This window comes from Pseudoalteromonas sp. SR41-4 (genome assembly GCF_014163985.1).
Classification (GTDB): Bacteria; Pseudomonadota; Gammaproteobacteria; order Enterobacterales; family Alteromonadaceae; genus Pseudoalteromonas; species Pseudoalteromonas rhizosphaerae.
On the sequence record NZ_JACJEI010000009.1, the window covers coordinates 108,121 to 126,546 of the forward strand.

16 protein-coding genes are annotated in these 18,426 nt (G+C 41.3%); 10 read left to right on the plus strand and 6 right to left on the minus strand.

The genetic code is table 11. The annotated features are described in order from the left end of the window. Positions 1–30: 30 nt before the first annotated feature. Genes H5180_RS09715 through H5180_RS09730 form a run of 4 tightly spaced genes read left to right on the plus strand, consistent with a single transcriptional unit; the run spans position 31 to position 4,189 of the window. The gene (locus H5180_RS09715) at positions 31–240 is read left to right on the plus strand and encodes a histidine kinase (RefSeq protein ID WP_145241196.1); all 210 of its coding nucleotides are present in this window, start codon (positions 31–33) and stop codon (positions 238–240) included. Between the two features lie 21 nt (positions 241–261). Then, positions 262–1,746, plus strand: a complete 1,485-nt coding sequence (locus H5180_RS09720; protein ID WP_182758153.1) for an ATP-binding protein — start codon at positions 262–264, stop codon at positions 1,744–1,746. Beyond that, positions 1,747–2,208 carry a response regulator gene (locus H5180_RS09725; RefSeq protein ID WP_145241192.1) on the plus strand — a complete coding sequence of 154 codons (462 nt, stop codon included), beginning with the start codon at positions 1,747–1,749 and terminating at the stop codon, positions 2,206–2,208. Between the two features lie 19 nt (positions 2,209–2,227). Continuing rightward, complete coding sequence (locus tag H5180_RS09730; RefSeq protein ID WP_182758154.1) at positions 2,228–4,189, plus strand: hybrid sensor histidine kinase/response regulator; 1,962 nt, start codon at positions 2,228–2,230, stop codon at positions 4,187–4,189. On the opposite strand, the gene H5180_RS09735 is transcribed toward H5180_RS09730, so the two are convergent. Genes H5180_RS09735 through H5180_RS09745 form a run of 3 tightly spaced genes read right to left on the minus strand, consistent with a single transcriptional unit; the run spans position 4,176 to position 7,878 of the window. Further along, positions 4,176–5,180, minus strand: coding sequence for a LacI family DNA-binding transcriptional regulator (locus H5180_RS09735; protein WP_149981218.1), 1,005 nt, complete (start codon positions 5,178–5,180; stop codon positions 4,176–4,178). The genes H5180_RS09730 and H5180_RS09735 overlap by 14 nt on opposite strands. Before the next feature lie 11 nt (positions 5,181–5,191). Beyond that, on the minus strand, positions 5,192–6,523 hold the full coding sequence (locus H5180_RS09740) for a glycoside-pentoside-hexuronide (GPH):cation symporter (RefSeq protein ID WP_182731822.1): 1,332 nt from the start codon (positions 6,521–6,523) through the stop codon (positions 5,192–5,194). Between the two features lie 20 nt (positions 6,524–6,543). Next, entirely contained in the window at positions 6,544–7,878 is a 1,335-nt protein-coding gene (locus tag H5180_RS09745) for a GH1 family beta-glucosidase (protein WP_145241184.1), read from the minus strand. Positions 7,879–8,168: 290 nt separating this feature from the next. Here H5180_RS09745 and H5180_RS09750 point away from each other — a divergent pair, with 290 nt between their 5' ends. The 3 genes from H5180_RS09750 (at position 8,169) to H5180_RS09760 (ending at position 12,625) form a co-directional block, all read left to right on the plus strand. Then, positions 8,169–9,383: a sugar MFS transporter gene (locus H5180_RS09750; RefSeq protein WP_259397251.1), complete on the plus strand. Its 1,215-nt coding sequence runs from the start codon at positions 8,169–8,171 to the stop codon at positions 9,381–9,383. A 16-nt stretch (positions 9,384–9,399) separates the two neighbouring features. Continuing rightward, the gene (locus tag H5180_RS09755; RefSeq protein ID WP_182758155.1) at positions 9,400–11,907 is read left to right on the plus strand and encodes an exo 1,3/1,4-beta-D-glucan glucohydrolase; all 2,508 of its coding nucleotides are present in this window, start codon (positions 9,400–9,402) and stop codon (positions 11,905–11,907) included. Between the two features lie 121 nt (positions 11,908–12,028). Next, entirely contained in the window at positions 12,029–12,625 is a 597-nt protein-coding gene (locus H5180_RS09760) for a fumarylacetoacetate hydrolase family protein (protein WP_149981213.1), read from the plus strand. Here H5180_RS09760 and H5180_RS09765 read toward each other — a convergent pair. From H5180_RS09765 to H5180_RS09775, 3 genes are all read right to left on the minus strand, one after another. Then, positions 12,564–13,505: an ABC transporter substrate-binding protein gene (locus H5180_RS09765; RefSeq protein ID WP_182734622.1), complete on the minus strand. Its 942-nt coding sequence runs from the start codon at positions 13,503–13,505 to the stop codon at positions 12,564–12,566. The two genes, H5180_RS09760 and H5180_RS09765, sit on opposite strands and share 62 nt — an antisense overlap. Positions 13,506–13,714: 209 nt before the next feature. Beyond that, positions 13,715–14,767, minus strand: a complete 1,053-nt coding sequence (locus tag H5180_RS09770; RefSeq protein WP_182758156.1) for an aldo/keto reductase — start codon at positions 14,765–14,767, stop codon at positions 13,715–13,717. Positions 14,768–14,782: 15 nt separating this feature from the next. Further along, positions 14,783–15,214 (minus strand): thioesterase family protein, encoded by a 432-nt coding sequence (locus tag H5180_RS09775; protein ID WP_145241172.1) that lies wholly within the window; start codon positions 15,212–15,214, stop codon positions 14,783–14,785. 146 nt (positions 15,215–15,360) lie between these two features. On the opposite strand from H5180_RS09775, the gene H5180_RS09780 reads away from it, so the two are divergent. From H5180_RS09780 to H5180_RS09790, 3 genes are all read left to right on the plus strand, one after another. Continuing rightward, positions 15,361–15,564: a hypothetical protein gene (locus tag H5180_RS09780; RefSeq protein ID WP_145241170.1), complete on the plus strand. Its 204-nt coding sequence runs from the start codon at positions 15,361–15,363 to the stop codon at positions 15,562–15,564. 66 nt (positions 15,565–15,630) lie between these two features. After that, positions 15,631–16,683 carry a DNA polymerase IV gene (dinB, locus tag H5180_RS09785; RefSeq protein ID WP_182758157.1) on the plus strand — a complete coding sequence of 351 codons (1,053 nt, stop codon included), beginning with the start codon at positions 15,631–15,633 and terminating at the stop codon, positions 16,681–16,683. 175 nt (positions 16,684–16,858) lie between these two features. Continuing rightward, positions 16,859–18,382, plus strand: a complete 1,524-nt coding sequence (locus tag H5180_RS09790; RefSeq protein WP_182718306.1) for a leucyl aminopeptidase family protein — start codon at positions 16,859–16,861, stop codon at positions 18,380–18,382. The last annotated feature ends 44 nt before the right edge of the window (positions 18,383–18,426 follow it).

The window sequence follows — 18,426 nt, forward strand, 5'->3', positions numbered from 1 at the left end:
TTAAACTCAAGTAATCAACAAAGGGGTAGCATGGCTAATAACGATAAAATCAATAAGTTGATTCATGATGCACGCGGACCACTGAATCGTATATCGATGAATGCAGAATTGATCAAATTAGTGCTAGAAAATGATATGCCAAAAGAAAAAGCATTGGCAGCACTTGATAAAATAATAAGTAATTGTCAGCAATGCAGTGACAGCTTGGAACAAATATCGAATCTCGGCGTCGTTGAATAAGATAATATAAAAGGATTATAAATGAAGCTGCAAAAGCAACAAGGTAAGGTCAAGGTAACCTGGGCCAGTTTTATCGCGGTGCTGCTGTGTATTGTGGTGGGGAATGCGATTTTGGCAATGAATACCATTCAAAGCCTGACTCAAACCCAACAGCGTTTAGATGATACTAATATGTTAAACACCGCAATTGAGAAGCTTCATCTTTCAATTGTGCAGGCAGAATCAGGACAACGTGGTTACTTATTAACGGGCGATAAAGATTATTTAGCACCCTACAACGACGCTATTATGCAGCTCAACTCACAAGCTACACTGGTTAAAAATTTACGTACTGAAATTGCAGGCCAAGCAGATAAAGTAGCACGTTTACTATTTCTGGTTGATGATAAAGTTGCGGTATTAACCAGAACCGTTGATTTAGCGTTAGCAGATAAAGAACGCCGTGCCCATTATTTACTAGAGACGCATCAAGGCCGTAAGCTTTACGAGCAAATTAGAGAGCTCGCTGATGAAATTCAAGATGCGGAGTCTGCTTTTAAAGCTGTGCAGTTTCGAAAGTTAGGGCAAATTAAAAAAGAAGCCAAACTCACTTTTGCAATTACTGCCGTAACCAGTGCTTTATTGATCCTTGGTATGTTTATGCTCACGCGTATTAACTTACATACAGCGGCAAAATATCAGCAGGAACTTGAATATCAAAACGAAACACTGGCTAGTAAAGTGACCGAGCGTACACAAGAGCTGACCTTGTACTCTGATGAACTAAGTCGCAGTAACCGTGAGCTTGAAGAGTTTGCCTTTGTAGCGAGTCATGATTTGCAAGAGCCACTGCGCAAAATTCAAGCATTTAGTGATCGCTTAGAAACCATGTTTAAAGACGAATTGGGTGAAAAAGGTGTTGATTATATCGCGCGTATGAAAAATGCAGCGCAAAGAATGTCTAATTTAATTAATGACTTGTTAGAGTTTTCGCGAGTGACAACACGTGGTAAAGACTTTGCCGATACGGATTTAAAGCAAGTACTTGATGATGTGCTAAGCGATTTAGAAATTGCGATTAAAGAGTCAAATGCGCAGGTCAACGTGGGCGAAATGCCAGTAATACAAGCAGATCTGAGCCAAATGCAGCAGCTATTTTTGAATTTGATTTCAAATGCGGTGAAATTTAGACGTCCAGATGTGGCACCAATTATCACTATTGAGTATCAGCATCAGACTGAATTTAATGATGATTATAATACAGAGCTGGAATGGCAAATCATTACAGTGAAAGATAACGGTATTGGTTTTGCGCCAGAATATACCGACAAAATTTTTGTTCCGTTTCAACGTCTGCATGGGCGTTCGCAATATAAAGGCACGGGGATTGGTTTATCCGTGTGCCGACGTATTGTAGAGCGTCACGGCGGTACGATAGCGGCACAAAGTGAAACCGGTGAGGGAGCAACCTTCATCATAAAACTACCTGTGGAAAGCGAGCTTTTCACATTGCAAGGAGAGGCTTAAATGCCATTTTCTAAAGTAAAGCCAATCACCATTTTAATGGCAGATGATGATGAAGATGATCGTTTATTAACGCAAGACGCACTCGCTGAAAGCCGTGTATTAAACGAGTTATACTTTGTTGAAGATGGTGTGGAGCTTTTGGAGTACCTAGAGCGTAAAGGTAAGTTTGAAGACAAAAACTCATCGCCACGACCTGGGTTGATTTTATTGGATTTGAATATGCCACGCATGGATGGACGCGAAGCGTTGCAAGCGATTAAAGGCAATTCAAACTTAAAAGGTATTCCTGTAGTTATTTTAACCACGTCTAAGCAAGAGGAAGACATGGTTAAGGGTTACGATTTAGGCGCGGCTTCATACATTACTAAACCAGTTACGTTTGATGGCTTAGTTGAACTAATGAAAACGTTAGGTAAGTACTGGGTGGAGTTTGTAGAGTTACCTAGTACGTTTAATGACTAAATAAAAAACTGGAGACGCTATGTTAGATAAGGCAACCAGACTGTTACTTGTTGAAGACGATGAAGATGATTATATTTTAACCTGTGATTATCTAGAGCAGCTGAGTTCGCATACATTTGATATAGAGTGGATCAGTGATCCCAAGCAGGCAGTTAAGGTACTTAGTAAAAATCAGCACGATATTTGCCTGCTTGATTACCGCTTAGGGGCTTCAGACGGCTTAGCAGTTTTAAAGCAAGCTGTAGAAAATGGTTTTAATGGCCCTATCATTATGCTCACAGGGCAATCAAACGACGCCCTTGATTTAGCCGCTTTGGATGCCGGAGCAGTTGATTACCTCGTAAAAAGTGAAATGAGTTCAAGTCGCTTTGCCCGCTCTATTCGCTACGCATTAGCCCGACGCGATGTTGAAGATGAACGCCTTGAACGACTCAAAGCAGAAGCCGAAAATCGTTCTAAAGACCGCTTTTTAGCACATTTAAGCCATGAGCTACGCACTCCGTTATCGTCAATCTTGGGCTATACAGAGTTGCTTATGCAAAGTGAATTTAACAATCATGCCAATAATGAGTTAGGGGTTATTTATCGTAATGGTAAGCATCTACTTAGCTTGTTAAATGATGTTCTCGATTTATCAAAAATAGCTGCCGATAAACTGGAGCTCAGCTGCAGTGATGTCAACCTTGATAGTTTAATGGCTGATGTGTTTACCTTAATGCGAGTATCTGCGCTGGATAAAGGGCTGTCGCTGCGTTTTGAGTCATTACAACCTTTGCCCCTTGTAATTAGTATTGATGCGACACGGTTTCGGCAAATTTTAATTAATATCATCAATAATGCGATTAAGTTCACCGAGCAAGGCGATATCATTGTTCACGCATGGACAAAAGTTATTGATGGCCGTGAAATGCTGTTTTTTAGTATTAAAGATTCTGGAATGGGTATTGCCCCTGAGAAACAAGCACTTATATTCAAACCATTTGAACAAATAGCCGATGTAGAATCGCGCTCAGTTGGCGGCGCGGGGTTAGGTTTAGCTATTTGCTCTGAATTGTTGAGTCGTATGCAGGGCGGGATCACATTAGAGTCTGCTATCGGTCATGGATCTGAATTTACTATTTCAGTGTATCCGGGCAATATTCAATATGTAGAGCGCAGTGTATTAAAGCTCGATTTGACACCTAATATGCAGCAAAAAATGGCCCCCTGTAAAGTCAGTGGCCGAGTATTGGTGGTGGATGATTTACGAGATTTACGGGTGTTAGTTGGGTATATGATTTCTTCTGCTGGTGCAAAGGTTGATTATGCTGAACACGGTAAGCAAGCACTTGATAAAGTAACTAAAGCACAACAGCAAGGTGATCCGTACGACATTATATTTTTAGATATTCATATGCCGGTGATGGGGGGCAAAGAAACCACGATTGAACTTAGAAAAATGGGTTTTAAGGGGGCGGTAATAGCGCTTACTGCTGCCACGATGAAAGGTATACATAGCGAGTTATTGGCGCTGGGTTTTAACGATGTGATAGGCAAACCTGTTGATTCAAGCTTACTTTATCAGTGCTTAACTAATTACTCTATGGCGGCTAATAAGCCCGTTGATAAATTAGCGCAACCAGCGCGAGTAAAAAGTTGTGCGCGTTTTTTATTGGTTGAAGATGATGCAGATGCGGCGCAAATCACCCAGTTATTACTGGAAAGTTTAGGGGTTGAAACCGTTGTTGCAACTAGTTATGAGCATACTTTAGCAATTCTAAAAAATGACTCTCAATTTGATAAAGTGTTATTAGATATGCATTTGCCTGATGGCAGTGGCTTGGATTTAGCTCGTTATACAAAGCAGTATTATCCAGATCTAAAGCGAGTAATCGTCAGTGGTATACAGCCAGATCCGAAGCAAATTGAACTCCTTGAGATAGAGCAAGTATTACTTAAACCGATTAATTTAGCATTACTAACCCAACTTATTGAGGGTTAGTAATAATTGATTGACGCACCACTAATTCAGGTTCAAAAAGAGTTTGTAAAGCTGGGGTGGTTTTTTTATACACCTCACTTAAAATCCAGTTAGCAGCCATTTGGCCCATTTCGTTGATTGGGTAATTGACGGTACTAAGTGGTGGATACACATGACGGGTAAAAAATACGTTATCGTAGCCCATAATAGAAAGTTGCTCAGGCAAGATTAATGATGACTCACGAGCACTGGCCATAGCGCCGGTTGCCATTTCATCATTGGCACAAATTAGCGCTGTAAATTTTGAATTACCGTTATATAAATGCTGAAAGCCTGCAGTGCCGCTGTCTTCCATAAAATCACCTTGATATAGTAATTGCTCATTAAAACTAATGTTGTGCTCTGCTAGAGCTTGTTTGTGCCCTGCAAGGCGATCTTGAGCATCTTGTTTCCACAGTGGGCCGCTGATATAAGCGATATTCGTATGGCCTTGCTCTAATACGTGTTTAGCCGCTAAATAACCGCCTTTTACGTTATTTAAAATAATGCAGCGCGATGCTAGTTCGCGAATGTATCGGTTGATCAGTACAAAAGGAGTTTTCCCTTTGCTCAACTCTATTAAGTAGTCATCACTAATTGCTTCAACATGCAAAATTAAGCCATCACAATTACGACTAATTAAAAACTCGATTGCTTGTTGTTCACGTTCTTCGTCACTGTGACCTGCAGCAATGATCACATGCTTGCTTTGTTTACGAAAAGCGGTCTCAATGCCGCTCATCATTGGGCCATAGAAAGGGCCTTGTAGTTCGGAAACTAATAAACCAACACTATTTGAACAGTTAGATGCGAGAGATTGTGCAATGGAATTAGGCCGGTAACCAAGCTGTGTCATCGCAACGGTTACCTTTTTTCGCGTTGCATCACTGACATTAGTATTATTATTCATTACCCTTGAAACGGTCGCTAATGAGACCCCAGCAAGTTTTGACACCTCATAAATGGTCGCCATGATATTCCTTGTTAAGTACTACTTCTTTGGGCTAAATCAGCGTTTATTTTCTCTAAGGTATTATTATCAAGAATATACCTTTTCATGATCAACGCGACAAGTACACTACCAATTGCAGGAAACAGTGTAAACGAGGTTAAAATACCGGCTTTAGTTGCTTCATTAAGCTCAGTGTTAGCCTGATAGCCATAGTAAGCCAGTAACCAACCAGCAATAGCTCCGCCCAGTGCAAGGCCTAGTTTAATAAAGAACACCACGCTTGCATAGACCAAGCCAGTTAGCCGATGGCCATTTTGCCATTGTCCGTAGTCAATTGCATCTGCCATTTTTGCCCATAACAATGGAGTTGCCATTTGGGTGAAAAAACACCATAAAAAATAGACTGCAAACGCGAGCACTAATTGGTCGTCAGATAAGAAAAATGCAAAACAGCTTATGGCCGCAGAGATGTATTGGAGATATATATATGCTGCTTTTTTATCAACCCGTTTACTCAGTGGTTGTGCGCAGGCGCAGCCAAGGATATTACCGATCATTCCCAAGGTAACAAATTGCGTAACTAAGTCGGCTTCACCAAGAACATATTTTACGTAATAAATTGCTAAAGTCGTACGCAGCACCATACTCGTGAGCAGCATAATGGCAGCACCACAGAGTATTTTAAAAGGACCGTTTTGCCACAACGTTGCCATTTGTGCTTTGAGGCTAAGGGTTTGTTGCTGTGGTGCAACCACGCGTTCTTTAGTAAAGCGAAAGCAGGTCAAAAATAATATCACACCGAAACAGCTCATCAGTATCATAGTAAGCTGATAGCCAAGAGCATTATCGCCTTTACCAAACCAGCTTACTAATGGCAATGTGCAAGCACTGACGAGTAAGCCACCGAGCATACCAAATACAAAACGATAAGATTGAATGGATACGCGTTCACTCGGATCGCGACTTAGTACTCCACCCAAAGCTGAATAAGGAATATTAATTGCGGTATAAACCAGCATTAATAGCGTATAGGTGACAAACGCGTAGATGACTTTTCCTGTCGCGTTTAAATCTGGTGTGGTAAAAGTAATTACACTAACCAGCCCAAACGGGATCGCGAGCCACAATAGGTAAGGCCGATAACTACCATATTTGGTTCGGGTTGCATCGGTGAGCGCCCCCATTAACGGATCTGTGATTGCATCAATAACTCGCACCACTAGGAACAGAGTACCAACGATGGCCGGAGAAATACCAAATATATCGGTATAGAAAAAAGTTAAAAATAGCATCACGGTTTGAAAAATGATGTTACTTGCAGTATCACCTAAGCCATAGGCTATTTTTTCTTTTCTAGTTAGCATAATTGGCACTCATGTTGTTATTATTTTTTGCGCTGTGTGAGCAATGCGCGATATTGTATTGCGCTCTCTTTTAGTATGCGTTGCTGGTTTTCATAATCAACATAAACGAGACCAAAGCGTTTTTCATAGCCGTATGCCCATTCAAAGTTATCCATTAAGCTCCATGCAAAATAGCCTTGTATATCAACCCCTTGCTCAACTGCGTCATGCACTGCATTGAGGTGGGTATGATAATAACTAACGCGCTCTGTATCGAGTACTTGGCCATCTCGTAGTGTATCTGCCATGGCCGCACCATTTTCAGTTACATAAACTTTAGGTAGTTGGTATAGCTCATTTAATGATACTAACAACTCAGTTAAACCTTGTGGATAGACTTCCCAGCCCATGTCAGTCACAGCTATGTTGTTGATTTGTGCTTCGGCAAACCAGTTATCATCAGTGTTTTTGTAGTGTATGCGGGTATAGTAATTAACGCCAATAAAGTCGATTTTTTGACTTATTATCGCCATATCATTAGCAGCTATATGGGGTTGCACTTCACTACTGAGGCTATTTAAAAGCGCCGGATACTGACCTTCTAAAACTGCTTTGATATACCACTGATTGTGATATTGATCGGCTAATAATGCTGCTTGTGTATCGTTTTCTGTCATTGGATAAGCTGGGCTGAAGTTAAGAACAATACCAGCTTCTATATTAGGGCAATTGGCGCGCAGTACTTGCATGGCAAGACCATGGGCTAACAATAAATGATGAGCCGCTTGACGACCTGCTTGTTGACTTTTAATACCGGGTGCATGTACACCCACTTCATAGCCTAAATAGGCACTGCAAAAAGGTTCATTTAAAGTCGCATAAGAGTCAACTAAACCTGTCAACTGCTTGGTAACTAAATCAGTATAGTGAGCAAATGCATAGGCGGTGTCACGGTTTAACCAGCCACCGTTATCTTCCAAGTGTTGGGGTAGATCCCAGTGATATAAGGTGACATAGGTCTTGATATTGCGTGCTTTTAAAGCCGTTAATAAATCACGATAAAAGCCAATGCCTTGCTGATTAATACTGCCATCTTGATGCAATACGCGCGGCCATGAAATTGATAACCGGTACGCATCAACGGCTAAGTCAGCAATCATTGCGATATCTTGTTGCCATAGTTCAACATGGTTACAGGCTGTATCGCCATTGCTATTGTCGGTGATAGCCCCAGGTTGGTCACAAAAAGTATCCCAAATAGATGTCAGGCGTGCGTTGCGAGCTCCCTCAATTTGAAATGAGGCTGTGGCTACACCAAAGGTAAACTGAGGTTTAAGTAGCGCAGAGCTAGGCGGCAGAGAAATAGTTTTAAACACGATTAGGTGCATCCTTTAACATTCAGTTTTGGCAATTACTTTTACATTAAGCACAGCATAGTTATTAAAATGGAAGCGCTTACAGAATATTTGTAAATAAATTGCTAATTTCGATTTATATGATATAAATGTAAGCGCTTACATTTTATGTTGCAACTATTATTTGCTTTTTTTAAGTAATGAAAAAGTACTTTAATAAACGTAACGAACTGATAATTAAAATAATTAGAGAGTTTAATATGGCAAACGTCACACACAATTTGGCAACGAATGAACATAGCCTACAACCAATGGGCAAACAAACGTTTGCTTTAACGTCGTTGACCACCTTATTTTTTATGTGGGGGTTTATTACGTGTCTAAACGATATTCTGATCCCCTATTTAAAAGGGATGTTTTCACTCAATTATACCCAAGCGATGCTAATCCAATTTTGTTTCTTTGGGGCTTATTTTGTGATGTCGATACCCGCTGGTAAGTTGGTGAGTAAAATAGGTTATCAATTTGGTATTGTGGTGGGCTTGGTGGTGGCAGCGGTTGGTTGTGCATTATTCTATCCCGCAGCCGTAGCGCATGTTTATGAGCTGTTTTTATTGGCGCTATTTGTACTGGCCTCGGGGATTACCATCTTACAAGTGTCAGCCAATCCATACGTAAGCGTACTTGGCGCTGCAAAAACAGCGTCGTCGCGTTTAACCATGACCCAAGCATTTAATTCGTTAGGTACTACGGTTGCGCCAATCTTTGGTGGCTGGCTTATTCTAACCGAAGTCAGCCAAGCAACCGCAGAGCAAGTTAAACTTCCTTATCTAATGCTTTCAGCAAGCTTGCTGGTACTTGCGGTTATTTTTGCTTTTTTAAAATTACCTAAACTTGGCAAAGCAGCAGATGCTGAGAGTGAAAATCAATATGTTGAGAACTTTATTGATTTAGGTAGTGTTTGGCAGTATCGCCATTTAATTTTAGGAGCCATTGGCATTTTTGTTTATGTCGGTGCTGAAGTCGCAATCGGCAGCTTTTTAGTAGGCTTTTTAACCTTAGATCATATTGCGGGTTTTACTGAGCAGCAAGCAGCACATTATATTAGTTATTACTTCGCTGGCGCCATGATAGGTCGCTTTATTGGTGCTGCCATCATGCAAAAACTCAATGCAGGTAAGGTATTGGCATGTCATGCACTACTTGCCATGGTACTGGTGTTAATGGCGATGACAGGACAAGGGGCATTAGCAATGTGGGCTATTTTGTTGGTCGGATTATGTAACTCAATTATGTTCCCAACCATCTTCAGTTTAGCCCTACAAGGCCTTGGCAAATATACCTCTCAGGGTTCAGGTATTTTATGCTTAGCCATTGTCGGTGGTGCAATTATTCCATTATTACAAGGTGTCCTAGCTGACAATTTTGGTGTGCAATTAGCACTATTACTGCCGATCGGCTGCTATTTATATATTACTTACTTTGCGCTATTTGGCTCAAAAGTAACAACCTCAACTCGTCATTGATAACTAGGTGGACAATATGACAATAACAAAACCACGTACTCTTTTGGTAATGATGATTGCAGCAATGGCGATGAATGGCTGTTCGCAATCAGAACAAACAGCAGCGACCAATGATATTTGGCCGATGATCAAAAGCGGTGTTAAAGACGATGCCAATATGGAGCAAAAAATTGCTGACTTGCTCGGCTCAATGAGCTTAGAACAAAAAATAGCCCAGATGATCCAACCTGAAATTCGCGATATTACAGTGGAAGATATGCGTCAATATGGTTTTGGTTCTTACCTTAATGGCGGTGGGGCTTTTCCTAATAATAATAAACATGCCACGGCTGCTGATTGGATTGAACTAGCCGAAAAAATGTACCAAGCATCAGTAGATGATTCCCTTGATGGTAGCCGTATCCCAACTATGTGGGGAACCGATGCAGTTCATGGTCATAATAATGTTATTGGTGCGACGTTATTTCCGCACAATATCGGTTTAGGTGCGGCTAACAATCCACAGTTGATTGAAAAAATTGCTGCAGCGACCGCGCAAGAAGTGATGGTAACCGGTATTGATTGGGTGTTTGCACCTACTGTTGCAGTAGTACGAGATGACCGCTGGGGCCGCACTTATGAAGGGTATTCAGAAGATCCACAAATTGTTAGAGATTATTCAGCCGCAATAGTAAAAGGCTTACAAGGCGCAGTTGATCAAGACTTTTTATCAGATAAACGGGTGATCAGTACGGTTAAGCATTTTATTGGTGATGGTGGTACACAAGGCGGTGATGACCAAGGTAATAATATTACCAGCGAAGCAGAGTTATTTACCATTCATGCGCAAGGTTATGTGGGAGGCTTAGGTGCTGGAGCACAAACAGTTATGGCGTCGTTTAATAGCTGGCATGGCGAAAAAATCCATGGCAGTAAATATCTCTTAACTGATGTGCTAAAAGGCAAAATGGGTTTTGATGGCTTTGTTGTGGGTGATTGGAATGGTCATGGACAAATTCCTGGTTGTACCAATGGAAACTGTGCACAAGCCGCTAATGCCGGCCTTGATGTATACATGGTGCCTACTGATGCATGGAAGCCACTTTATGAAAACCTTATCGCACAAGTTAACAATGGCACAATTGCGCAATCACGAATTGATGATGCGGTAACGCGTATTCTGAGAGTAAAAATGCGTGCGGGTTTATTTGATAAACCAAGTCCTGCAAATCGTCCACTTTCAGGAAAAACAGAGGTCATTGGTAGTGCTGAACATCGTAAAATCGCAAAACAAGCAGTTCGCGAATCTTTAATACTCCTAAAAAACAAACAACAGTTACTGCCGCTTTCGCCAAAAGCAAATGTGTTAGTAGCTGGTCTAGGTGCTGATAATATCGGTATGCAATCTGGCGGTTGGAGCATTACTTGGCAAGGTACGGGGAATCAAAATAGCGATTTCCCAGGTGGCACGTCGATTTTGGATGGTATTGAACACACTGTTAAGCAAGCGGGCGGGCAAGTTCAGCATGACTTAAACGGTGAGTTCAATACTCGTCCAGATGTCGCTATTGTAGTATTTGGTGAGCAACCTTACGCAGAAGGCAATGGGGATTTAGATAATCTTGAATATCAGCGGGGTAATAAAACGGATTTAGCGCTACTGCGAAAATTAAAGCAAGCCGGTATTCCCGTTGTATCATTATTTATTAGCGGCCGCCCAATGTGGGTAAACGCAGAACTTAATGCCAGTGATGCGTTTGTCGCGACGTGGTTGCCAGGTAGCGAAGGGGATGCAATTAGCGATGTGTTATTTGCAAATGTAGATGGCTCAGTAAATCATGATTTTAAAGGCAAGCTGTCGTTTTCTTGGCCGAATAACCCAGTTGATAACGAAAATCGTGGTGATAAAGATTATTCGCCATTATTACCGTATGGTTTTGGCTTAACTTATTCAGATAAAAACACCTTGCAAGATGATCTTGTTAAGCAAACAGGAATATCACAGCAGCTTGATGATTTAGTATTGTTTGAGCGCGCGGTTAAAGCGCCATGGAGTCTGCATTTACAAAGTGGTGAGCAGCAAAAAGTGATGGCAAGTAGTCGCGAATCAATCGGAGCTGTTAGCGTTAAAACCTTTGATAAAGACGTTCAAGAAGATGCGCGTGCAATTACCTTCAGCGGCGATGAACTAGCAGCAGTGCGTTTAAGTGCGGCATTCCCATCTGATTTACGTTCGTTTGTTGAAAAAGCAGGGCAATTACAAATGCAAATTAAGGTTGAGCAAAGTGCCGATGCCCCGCTTTGGCTTGGTATGCAATGTGGTGATGATTGCCAAGGTAAATTGGATATTGCTAAGCAGCTAAATGCAACCAACGAATGGCAGACTTTAAACATTGATTTACGGTGTTTTGCACAGCAAGGTGTTAATTTAGGTCAAGTATTTTCACCTTGGCAGTTAAGTACAGCTGCGCCATGGCAGGTATCGATTGCGAAACTCAACATCACCAGCGAGCATGTATCTACTGAGGTTATTTCATGCCAGTAATGCCTTTGTTGATCTTAATACCAGTGACATCGATCTAGATAAATAGCAATACGAAGTTAATTGCCAATAAACGTCATAAAAAGTAGTCTAGGCTGCTTTTTATTGAATAGGAAAGATCGAAATGAAACCAGTGAATCCATCAAAAGTCATTTGTATTGGTCGTAACTATGCTGCGCATATTGCTGAGCTTGGTAATCAAGAGGCAGACGAAATGGTGGTGTTTTTAAAGCCGCCAAGCGCGATAACAAATACCTTAATGTGTACTCATAAGGATGAGCAATTACATTTTGAGACTGAAATTTGTTTTCAAGTTAACAATGGCTGTTTAGCTGCTGTGGCGGTGGGACTGGATTTAACTAAGCGAGATTTACAGAGTAAATTAAAAGCCAGCGGTTTACCGTGGGAACGCGCGAAAGCCTTTGATGGCTCTGCATTGTTTAGTGAGTTTGTACAAATAGACGAACAAGCTATTGAGCATTTAAGCTTAACCTTACTGATAGATAATAAGGTGCGACAACAAGGCGGCGTTGAGTTAATGCTTTATAAACCTGCGGTTATTTCAGCCCAAGTTAGTGAGTTTATGACTTTAATTGATGGCGATATTATTATGACTGGCACACCTGCAGGGGTAGGAGCTGTGAACGCAGGAAGTAAATTTATTGCTCAGTTACACTTGGGCTCAGACTTATTGGTTCAGCAAGAGTGGTTGGCTGAGTAAGTTTTAATATCTGTTGTTGATATTGTTGATCAAACTCTGCAAAGGTATTTTCAAGCAATACACGCTGTGTTTGCTGGTACTTTGCAGACGGCAGTATGCTATTTGTTAGCACTCGATTTATTTTTTTTAAAGCATTATTAGCAAAATTATTAGGGGCATTGGTTGAGCAGCCAATCGCACCTAAAACCAGCTTATCGGCGTGATCGGCAATAGGTAAGGTTACTACATTATCAAATTCGCTGAAGCGGTTGTAGTAATCGGCTAAAAAAGGATAGTCGATAGTGTAATCAATATACCCATGATTGAGCCGATTGATCACCGAGCTGCTTTCGTTTTCACTGTTCCAACTTAATGATGTATGTTGGTCGCTTTTAGTATTTCGAGCGATGGTATTTAACTCTGGAGTAAATTTACGCGCAGCGGATTGACCAAAAATAAATTTATTATCTGTCAGTAGTTTAACTAAATTTATCGGTGAACTGTGTTGTTGGCTAATTACTTTCGCTGTTTTAGCTGAGGCAATGATAGCAAATGGTGGGTACACTGTAGTTGGCACCGAGTAGAACACTCGCGGGGTGTTAACTTTACGATGGATCATACAAGGGAAACATGCTTGTTGACCTTCATCGAGGTACTTACCTATACGTTTTTGCGGCAACATGAGGCGGGTATGCTTTATATCGGGTAATTCACTGATGAGCTGTTCGACTAAGTAATCACATAAGCCACCATCGGGAGTTTGTGCTGTTTTGGCCAGATGAAAAGGGGCTGTATTGCTTTGTAGCCAAGTTATATGGGTTACTTCATCGGTAGTATTAGCAAGTACATAGACGCTTGAAAAAAAAGAGAATAATGCAACGATGTAATAGACAATACGCATAGCTATATTTACTTTATCCGCTAACAATTTAAATCGAGTATACAATAACTAATATTTTGCGCTACTAAAGACTGGTAAGTTATTACGGTAAGTTAATTTTTTAATACTTTAGTGGTGTTTTTTTTGATTCACTATTTGTGAGAAGTCGTTTTTCAAGTATTTTAATCCGGTGGAAAGCCCAAGCATTGATAATGATTGGGCTTTATTGATTAAAATGGCATTGGGTATTGCTTAAATACATTACCGATATCAGTTAGAGCTTGTTCACTTAATTCGATGTTGAACGCGGCAATGTCATCTTTTAGTTGTACCAAGCTGGTTGCACCAATAATTGAAGAAGTAACGCCATCAACTTGGTCACACCATGCAAGCGCCAATTGTGCTGGGGTTATTTGGTATTGCTGGGCAATTTCAACATAGTGGCTGATTGCTTGTTGAGATTGCGCTGTGTCACGGAATAAACCATTACGCTGCACCAGTGTCCAGCGGCTACCATCGGGACGTGCGCTATTTAAATATTTACCACTTAACATACCGCCTGCTAAGGGTGACCAAGGTAAATAAGCAATATCTTCGTGAATACATTGCTCTATTAGATAAGGCCAATCTTTAGCGTGTAATAAACTAAATTCATTTTGAATAGAGACCATGCGCGTTAAATTATGTTGTTCACTTAACCGTAAAAATTGGCTAATACCCCATGGCGTGTCGTCAGAGAGACCACAATATTTAATTTTACCAGCTTTAACACAGTCGTTTAAACCTTCAAGAATATCGAGCATACCCGCTGTGTGTTGCTCTGTATTAGCGTCACTAAAACGGATCATACCTGGCCAATGTTTGCTAAAGTGCGGTGATTGACGATTCGGCCAATGCAGTTGGTATAAATCAATTACATCGGTTTGTAGGCGTTTTAATGACTCGTCAACGGCATGAACGACTGCTTGACGAGTAATATCGCCGCCATCGCGTATCCAAGCTAGGCCATTGCCAGCAATTTTAGTGGCGAGCACAATATCGTCTCGCTTACCTGGATTACGCGCTAACCAATTACCGATAATTTGCTCTGTCTTTCCGTACGTATCAGGAGTGGGAGGTATGGCATACATTTCTGCAGTATCAATGAAGTTTACGCCATGCTCTAAGGCATAAGCAATTTGCTCATCAGCATCTGCTTGATTATTTTGTACGCCCCACGTCATGCTGCCTAAGCATACACGAGACACATTTAGACCACTGCTACCAAGTGGGTTGTAACGCATAATGATTCCTTACTTTTATGATTCTCGGCTGTACTTATGTAATGCAGCCAATAATGGCTCACTTAATTGTGCTTTCTTACCCGTTTTAAAATTAAACATCACCACTTGCGATGACCCTAATGTAGTCAAGGCATTTTGCGCTTGGCTAAATACGCTGTAGTGCATCATAAAACGGTCTTTTTGAATATCACTGATGGTAACGCCTACCAACACTGTATCAGGAAATGTGACTGGGCGTTTATAACGCGCGTTATTTTCACTAATCACAGGACCAATACCTGTTGTTTGTAAATCTTCGAGTAAATTTATTTGATTAAAAAAATCAATTCGAGCAGTTTCGAAATAACGAAAATACACCACATTATTGACATGTTGTAAGGCATCCATTTCTCCCCAAGCAACATTAATTGCTGTATGGATAGGATGTTGTTCTATAAATGATTGCATATTCTACAGCTCTTTAAAGTAAAAACGTAGATTAGCAATTGGTGCTGTTTAGCTCAAGAAAATTAGGAAAACAGTGAAAATGTGCTAGTTTTAGTAGTTCACGGTTACGTAAATGAATACTTTAATCTGATTTAAAGGAGCTAATTATGAATACAGTGACAGCAAAAATAATGAAACGCTTAGCGCTACTGGTGGTGATCTGTTTGGCATTCGTTTGTTATGCGATGGGCAATGCTTCTGGGATGGTGATACTAATCGTAGTTGGTTTTATTTTAGAAGGTGCTTTTTGGTTATTCGGTGCGAGGTTATTTAATCGTAAAAAGTCTTCACAGCAAGAATCATCGAGCTGATGACTTGCTAATAAATCAAACTTAATGAATAATAACTGTTCATTTGTACAGTGCTTGGTTTGAGGAATGAAAAAGTTTATTCATATTGACATGGATTGCTTTTACGCAGCCGTCGAAATGCGCGATAACCCCGCGCTTGCTAATGTACCTTTGGCAATTGGTGGCAATAGTCGCCGTGGAGTGCTCTCTACAGCAAATTACATCGCCCGCGAATACGGTGTGCGTTCTGCGATGTCTAACTACCGTGCTAAACAATTATGCCCAGATTTAGTGATTGTACCAGGGCGTATGCAAGTTTATAAACAAGCCTCTTCGCAAATTCGTGCTGTATTCCAGCGCTATACCGACCTTATAGAGCCTCTTTCTTTAGATGAAGCTTACCTTGATGTGACTGAAAGTAATGCATGTCATGGTAGTGCGACCTTAATGGCAGAGCAGATCCGCGCCGATATTTTTGCAGCCACCGGTTTAACTGCTTCGGCTGGAATTGCGCCGATAAAATTTATTGCCAAAATTGCCAGTGATGAAAATAAACCGAATGGTCAATTTGTAGTATTGCCTGAGCAAGTGGATGACTTTTTAGCGCAATTACTTTTGGGTAAAATACCCGGGGTCGGTAAGGTTACCCTTGAAAAACTCAATTTAAAAGGCTTATACACCGGTGCTGATGTGCGCGCTAAAGGGGTTAATTGGATGCAGCAACACGTTGGTAACTTTGGGGTCTCGCTGTATCAAAAATGTGCCGGTTTACATATTGGTAAAGTATCCACAGAACGTACCCGTAAATCGCTCAGTGTTGAGCATACCTATGAATATAATAAAACCAGCTTACAAGCGTGTTTAGATCAATTGCCAATATTATTGGCTGAGCTTCAACGTCGATTAACAAAACAGCAATTAGAGCAACGCATAAATAAACTCAGTGTCAAAGTGAAGTTTGCTAATTTTGTGGTGACATCGGCCGATCAAACTTGCCACCGACTTGATGAAACTATCTTGGCTGAGCTGCTGAGCAAAGCATATCAACGTGGCTTGCAGCAGCCAGTGCGGTTACTCGGTGTAGGGGTCGGTGTTAAAAATGAACCGCAGCAACATGTACAGCTGAGTATATTAGATTAAGATACTGCGCGCTATTTGCTTCAATAAATGATAAGTGGGCAGTGAGTAACTGCTGTATTTTACACTGTAACTCCAAGTTGCCAGCGTTATGTTAGCTCGTCGTACATTGCTGGCAATAGCTATTTAAATCAATGATAATAAGTTCCTACGTATTTTGACAACAGGACCTTTTTTTATGGCATATCCTCACGCAGTTGCAGCCCCGCAATTAGATAACGCAAAACATGATGCGCTTATTATTATTGCCGATAACTTTTCTGAGTTAGACGACCCGAATCTAAGCCAAGCTATTAAAGCGCAAATGGCGGTTGATGCACGTATTGGTAAGCAAGTCACGCTGCTTGTTGTTGATTCTAAAAGGGTAATTTTAGCGCCGACAGGTCCATTAAATCGTGATTATGACGATGTACGTCGTTATTTTGATGCAGCTAAATTGGCTATCAATGAAGCTAAAGCATCAGGCAGTACAAAACCTGCTATTTACTTACCACAAGCAAGCCAAGATAGCCGTTATCAGTATGCCTTAGAAGTTGCTTATCTTGGTGCTTGCCAAGCGTTGTGGCAGCCGCTTGAGGCGCGCGAGTTTCATGGTGAAAGCATTGAACCGATCACTCAAATAGCCTTGTTTGGTGCTAATGAGCAAACAATTAAAGCAGTAAATGCCATTGCCGCAGGGCAGTATGCTGCTCGTGATTTATGTGGCACTGAGCCTGAGCGTATGGCGCCACCACGTTTTGCTGATTACTGTGTAGATTTATTTAAAGGCAGCAAGGTCAATGTTGCAGTGATTGCAGATATTGCCACGATTGATAAAGAGTACCCGATGATGAGTACCGTGGCTCGCGCTTCATATGCGGTTGAGCGTCATCACCCTCGTGTTGTAAAACTTGAATATGTACCAGAGGGCGAAGTAACACGTACCTTAATGTTTGTCGGTAAAGGCTTAGTTTATGACACCGGTGGTGCCGATTTAAAAGTGGGCGGGCATATGGCCGGTATGAGCCGTGATAAAGGCGGCGCAGCCTCTGTTGCTGGTTTTATGAAATCAGTGGCAGACTTTCAACCACAAGGCGTTAAAGTTATTGCTTACTTAGCGGTAGTTCGTAATTCAATTGGTTCTGATTGTTTTGTACCAGATGAAATTATTACTAGCCGTGAGGGCGTACGTGTTCGCATCGGTAATACGGATGCAGAAGGGCGCTTAGCTATGGGGGATTTACTCAGCGAGATGAAAGATTTAGCAAAAGGAGAAGTTAATCCTGAAATCTTTACGGTCGCAACGTTAACCGGACATGCAGCTCGTGCAATGGGACCTTACAGTGCATACGTTGAAAATGGCCCTGCACGTGCGGCTAATATTTCTCGTAAGCTGGCTGATAGTGGTGACTTATGGGCTGATGGTGCAGAAGTTTCTCGCAGCCGTCGCGAAGACTATGATTTTATTAAACCGCGTACTTTAGCTGATGACGTATTATCAAGTAACAATGCAGCATCAGCAGTTACCGCACGTGGTCATCAGTTCCCTATGGCATTTTTAGCTATTGTTGGTGGCCTTGATAAGCATGGTTGTGAGTCAGCACAGCCTTTACCTTATGTGCATATGGATATTGCCGGTAGTGGTGTTGAAGGTGGTGATTGGCAGCACGGTAAACCAACTGCAGCAGGCTTAAGCAGTTTATTTGCTCGTTACTGCTTATAATAAGCAGTATTAAATACAACAGCCCCGTCATATAAAATGACGGG

What these genes read in the sequence shown, in the direction of transcription:
- H5180_RS09715 (WP_145241196.1), top strand. Translation starts at nt 31, where the DNA reads ATGGCTAATAACGATAAAATCAATAAGTTGATTCATGATGCACGCGGA.
- H5180_RS09720 (WP_182758153.1), top strand. Translation starts at nt 262, where the DNA reads ATGAAGCTGCAAAAGCAACAAGGTAAGGTCAAGGTAACCTGGGCCAGT.
- H5180_RS09725 (WP_145241192.1), top strand. Translation starts at nt 1,747, where the DNA reads ATGCCATTTTCTAAAGTAAAGCCAATCACCATTTTAATGGCAGATGAT.
- H5180_RS09730 (WP_182758154.1), top strand. Translation starts at nt 2,228, where the DNA reads ATGTTAGATAAGGCAACCAGACTGTTACTTGTTGAAGACGATGAAGAT.
- H5180_RS09735 (WP_149981218.1), bottom strand. Translation starts at nt 5,180, where the DNA reads ATGGCGACCATTTATGAGGTGTCAAAACTTGCTGGGGTCTCATTAGCG.
- H5180_RS09740 (WP_182731822.1), bottom strand. Translation starts at nt 6,523, where the DNA reads ATGCTAACTAGAAAAGAAAAAATAGCCTATGGCTTAGGTGATACTGCA.
- H5180_RS09750 (WP_259397251.1), top strand. Translation starts at nt 8,169, where the DNA reads ATGGGCAAACAAACGTTTGCTTTAACGTCGTTGACCACCTTATTTTTT.
- H5180_RS09755 (WP_182758155.1), top strand. Translation starts at nt 9,400, where the DNA reads ATGACAATAACAAAACCACGTACTCTTTTGGTAATGATGATTGCAGCA.
- H5180_RS09760 (WP_149981213.1), top strand. Translation starts at nt 12,029, where the DNA reads ATGAAACCAGTGAATCCATCAAAAGTCATTTGTATTGGTCGTAACTAT.
- H5180_RS09765 (WP_182734622.1), bottom strand. Translation starts at nt 13,505, where the DNA reads ATGCGTATTGTCTATTACATCGTTGCATTATTCTCTTTTTTTTCAAGC.
- H5180_RS09770 (WP_182758156.1), bottom strand. Translation starts at nt 14,767, where the DNA reads ATGCGTTACAACCCACTTGGTAGCAGTGGTCTAAATGTGTCTCGTGTA.
- H5180_RS09775 (WP_145241172.1), bottom strand. Translation starts at nt 15,214, where the DNA reads ATGCAATCATTTATAGAACAACATCCTATCCATACAGCAATTAATGTT.
- H5180_RS09780 (WP_145241170.1), top strand. Translation starts at nt 15,361, where the DNA reads ATGAATACAGTGACAGCAAAAATAATGAAACGCTTAGCGCTACTGGTG.
- dinB (WP_182758157.1), top strand. Translation starts at nt 15,631, where the DNA reads ATGAAAAAGTTTATTCATATTGACATGGATTGCTTTTACGCAGCCGTC.
- H5180_RS09790 (WP_182718306.1), top strand. Translation starts at nt 16,859, where the DNA reads ATGGCATATCCTCACGCAGTTGCAGCCCCGCAATTAGATAACGCAAAA.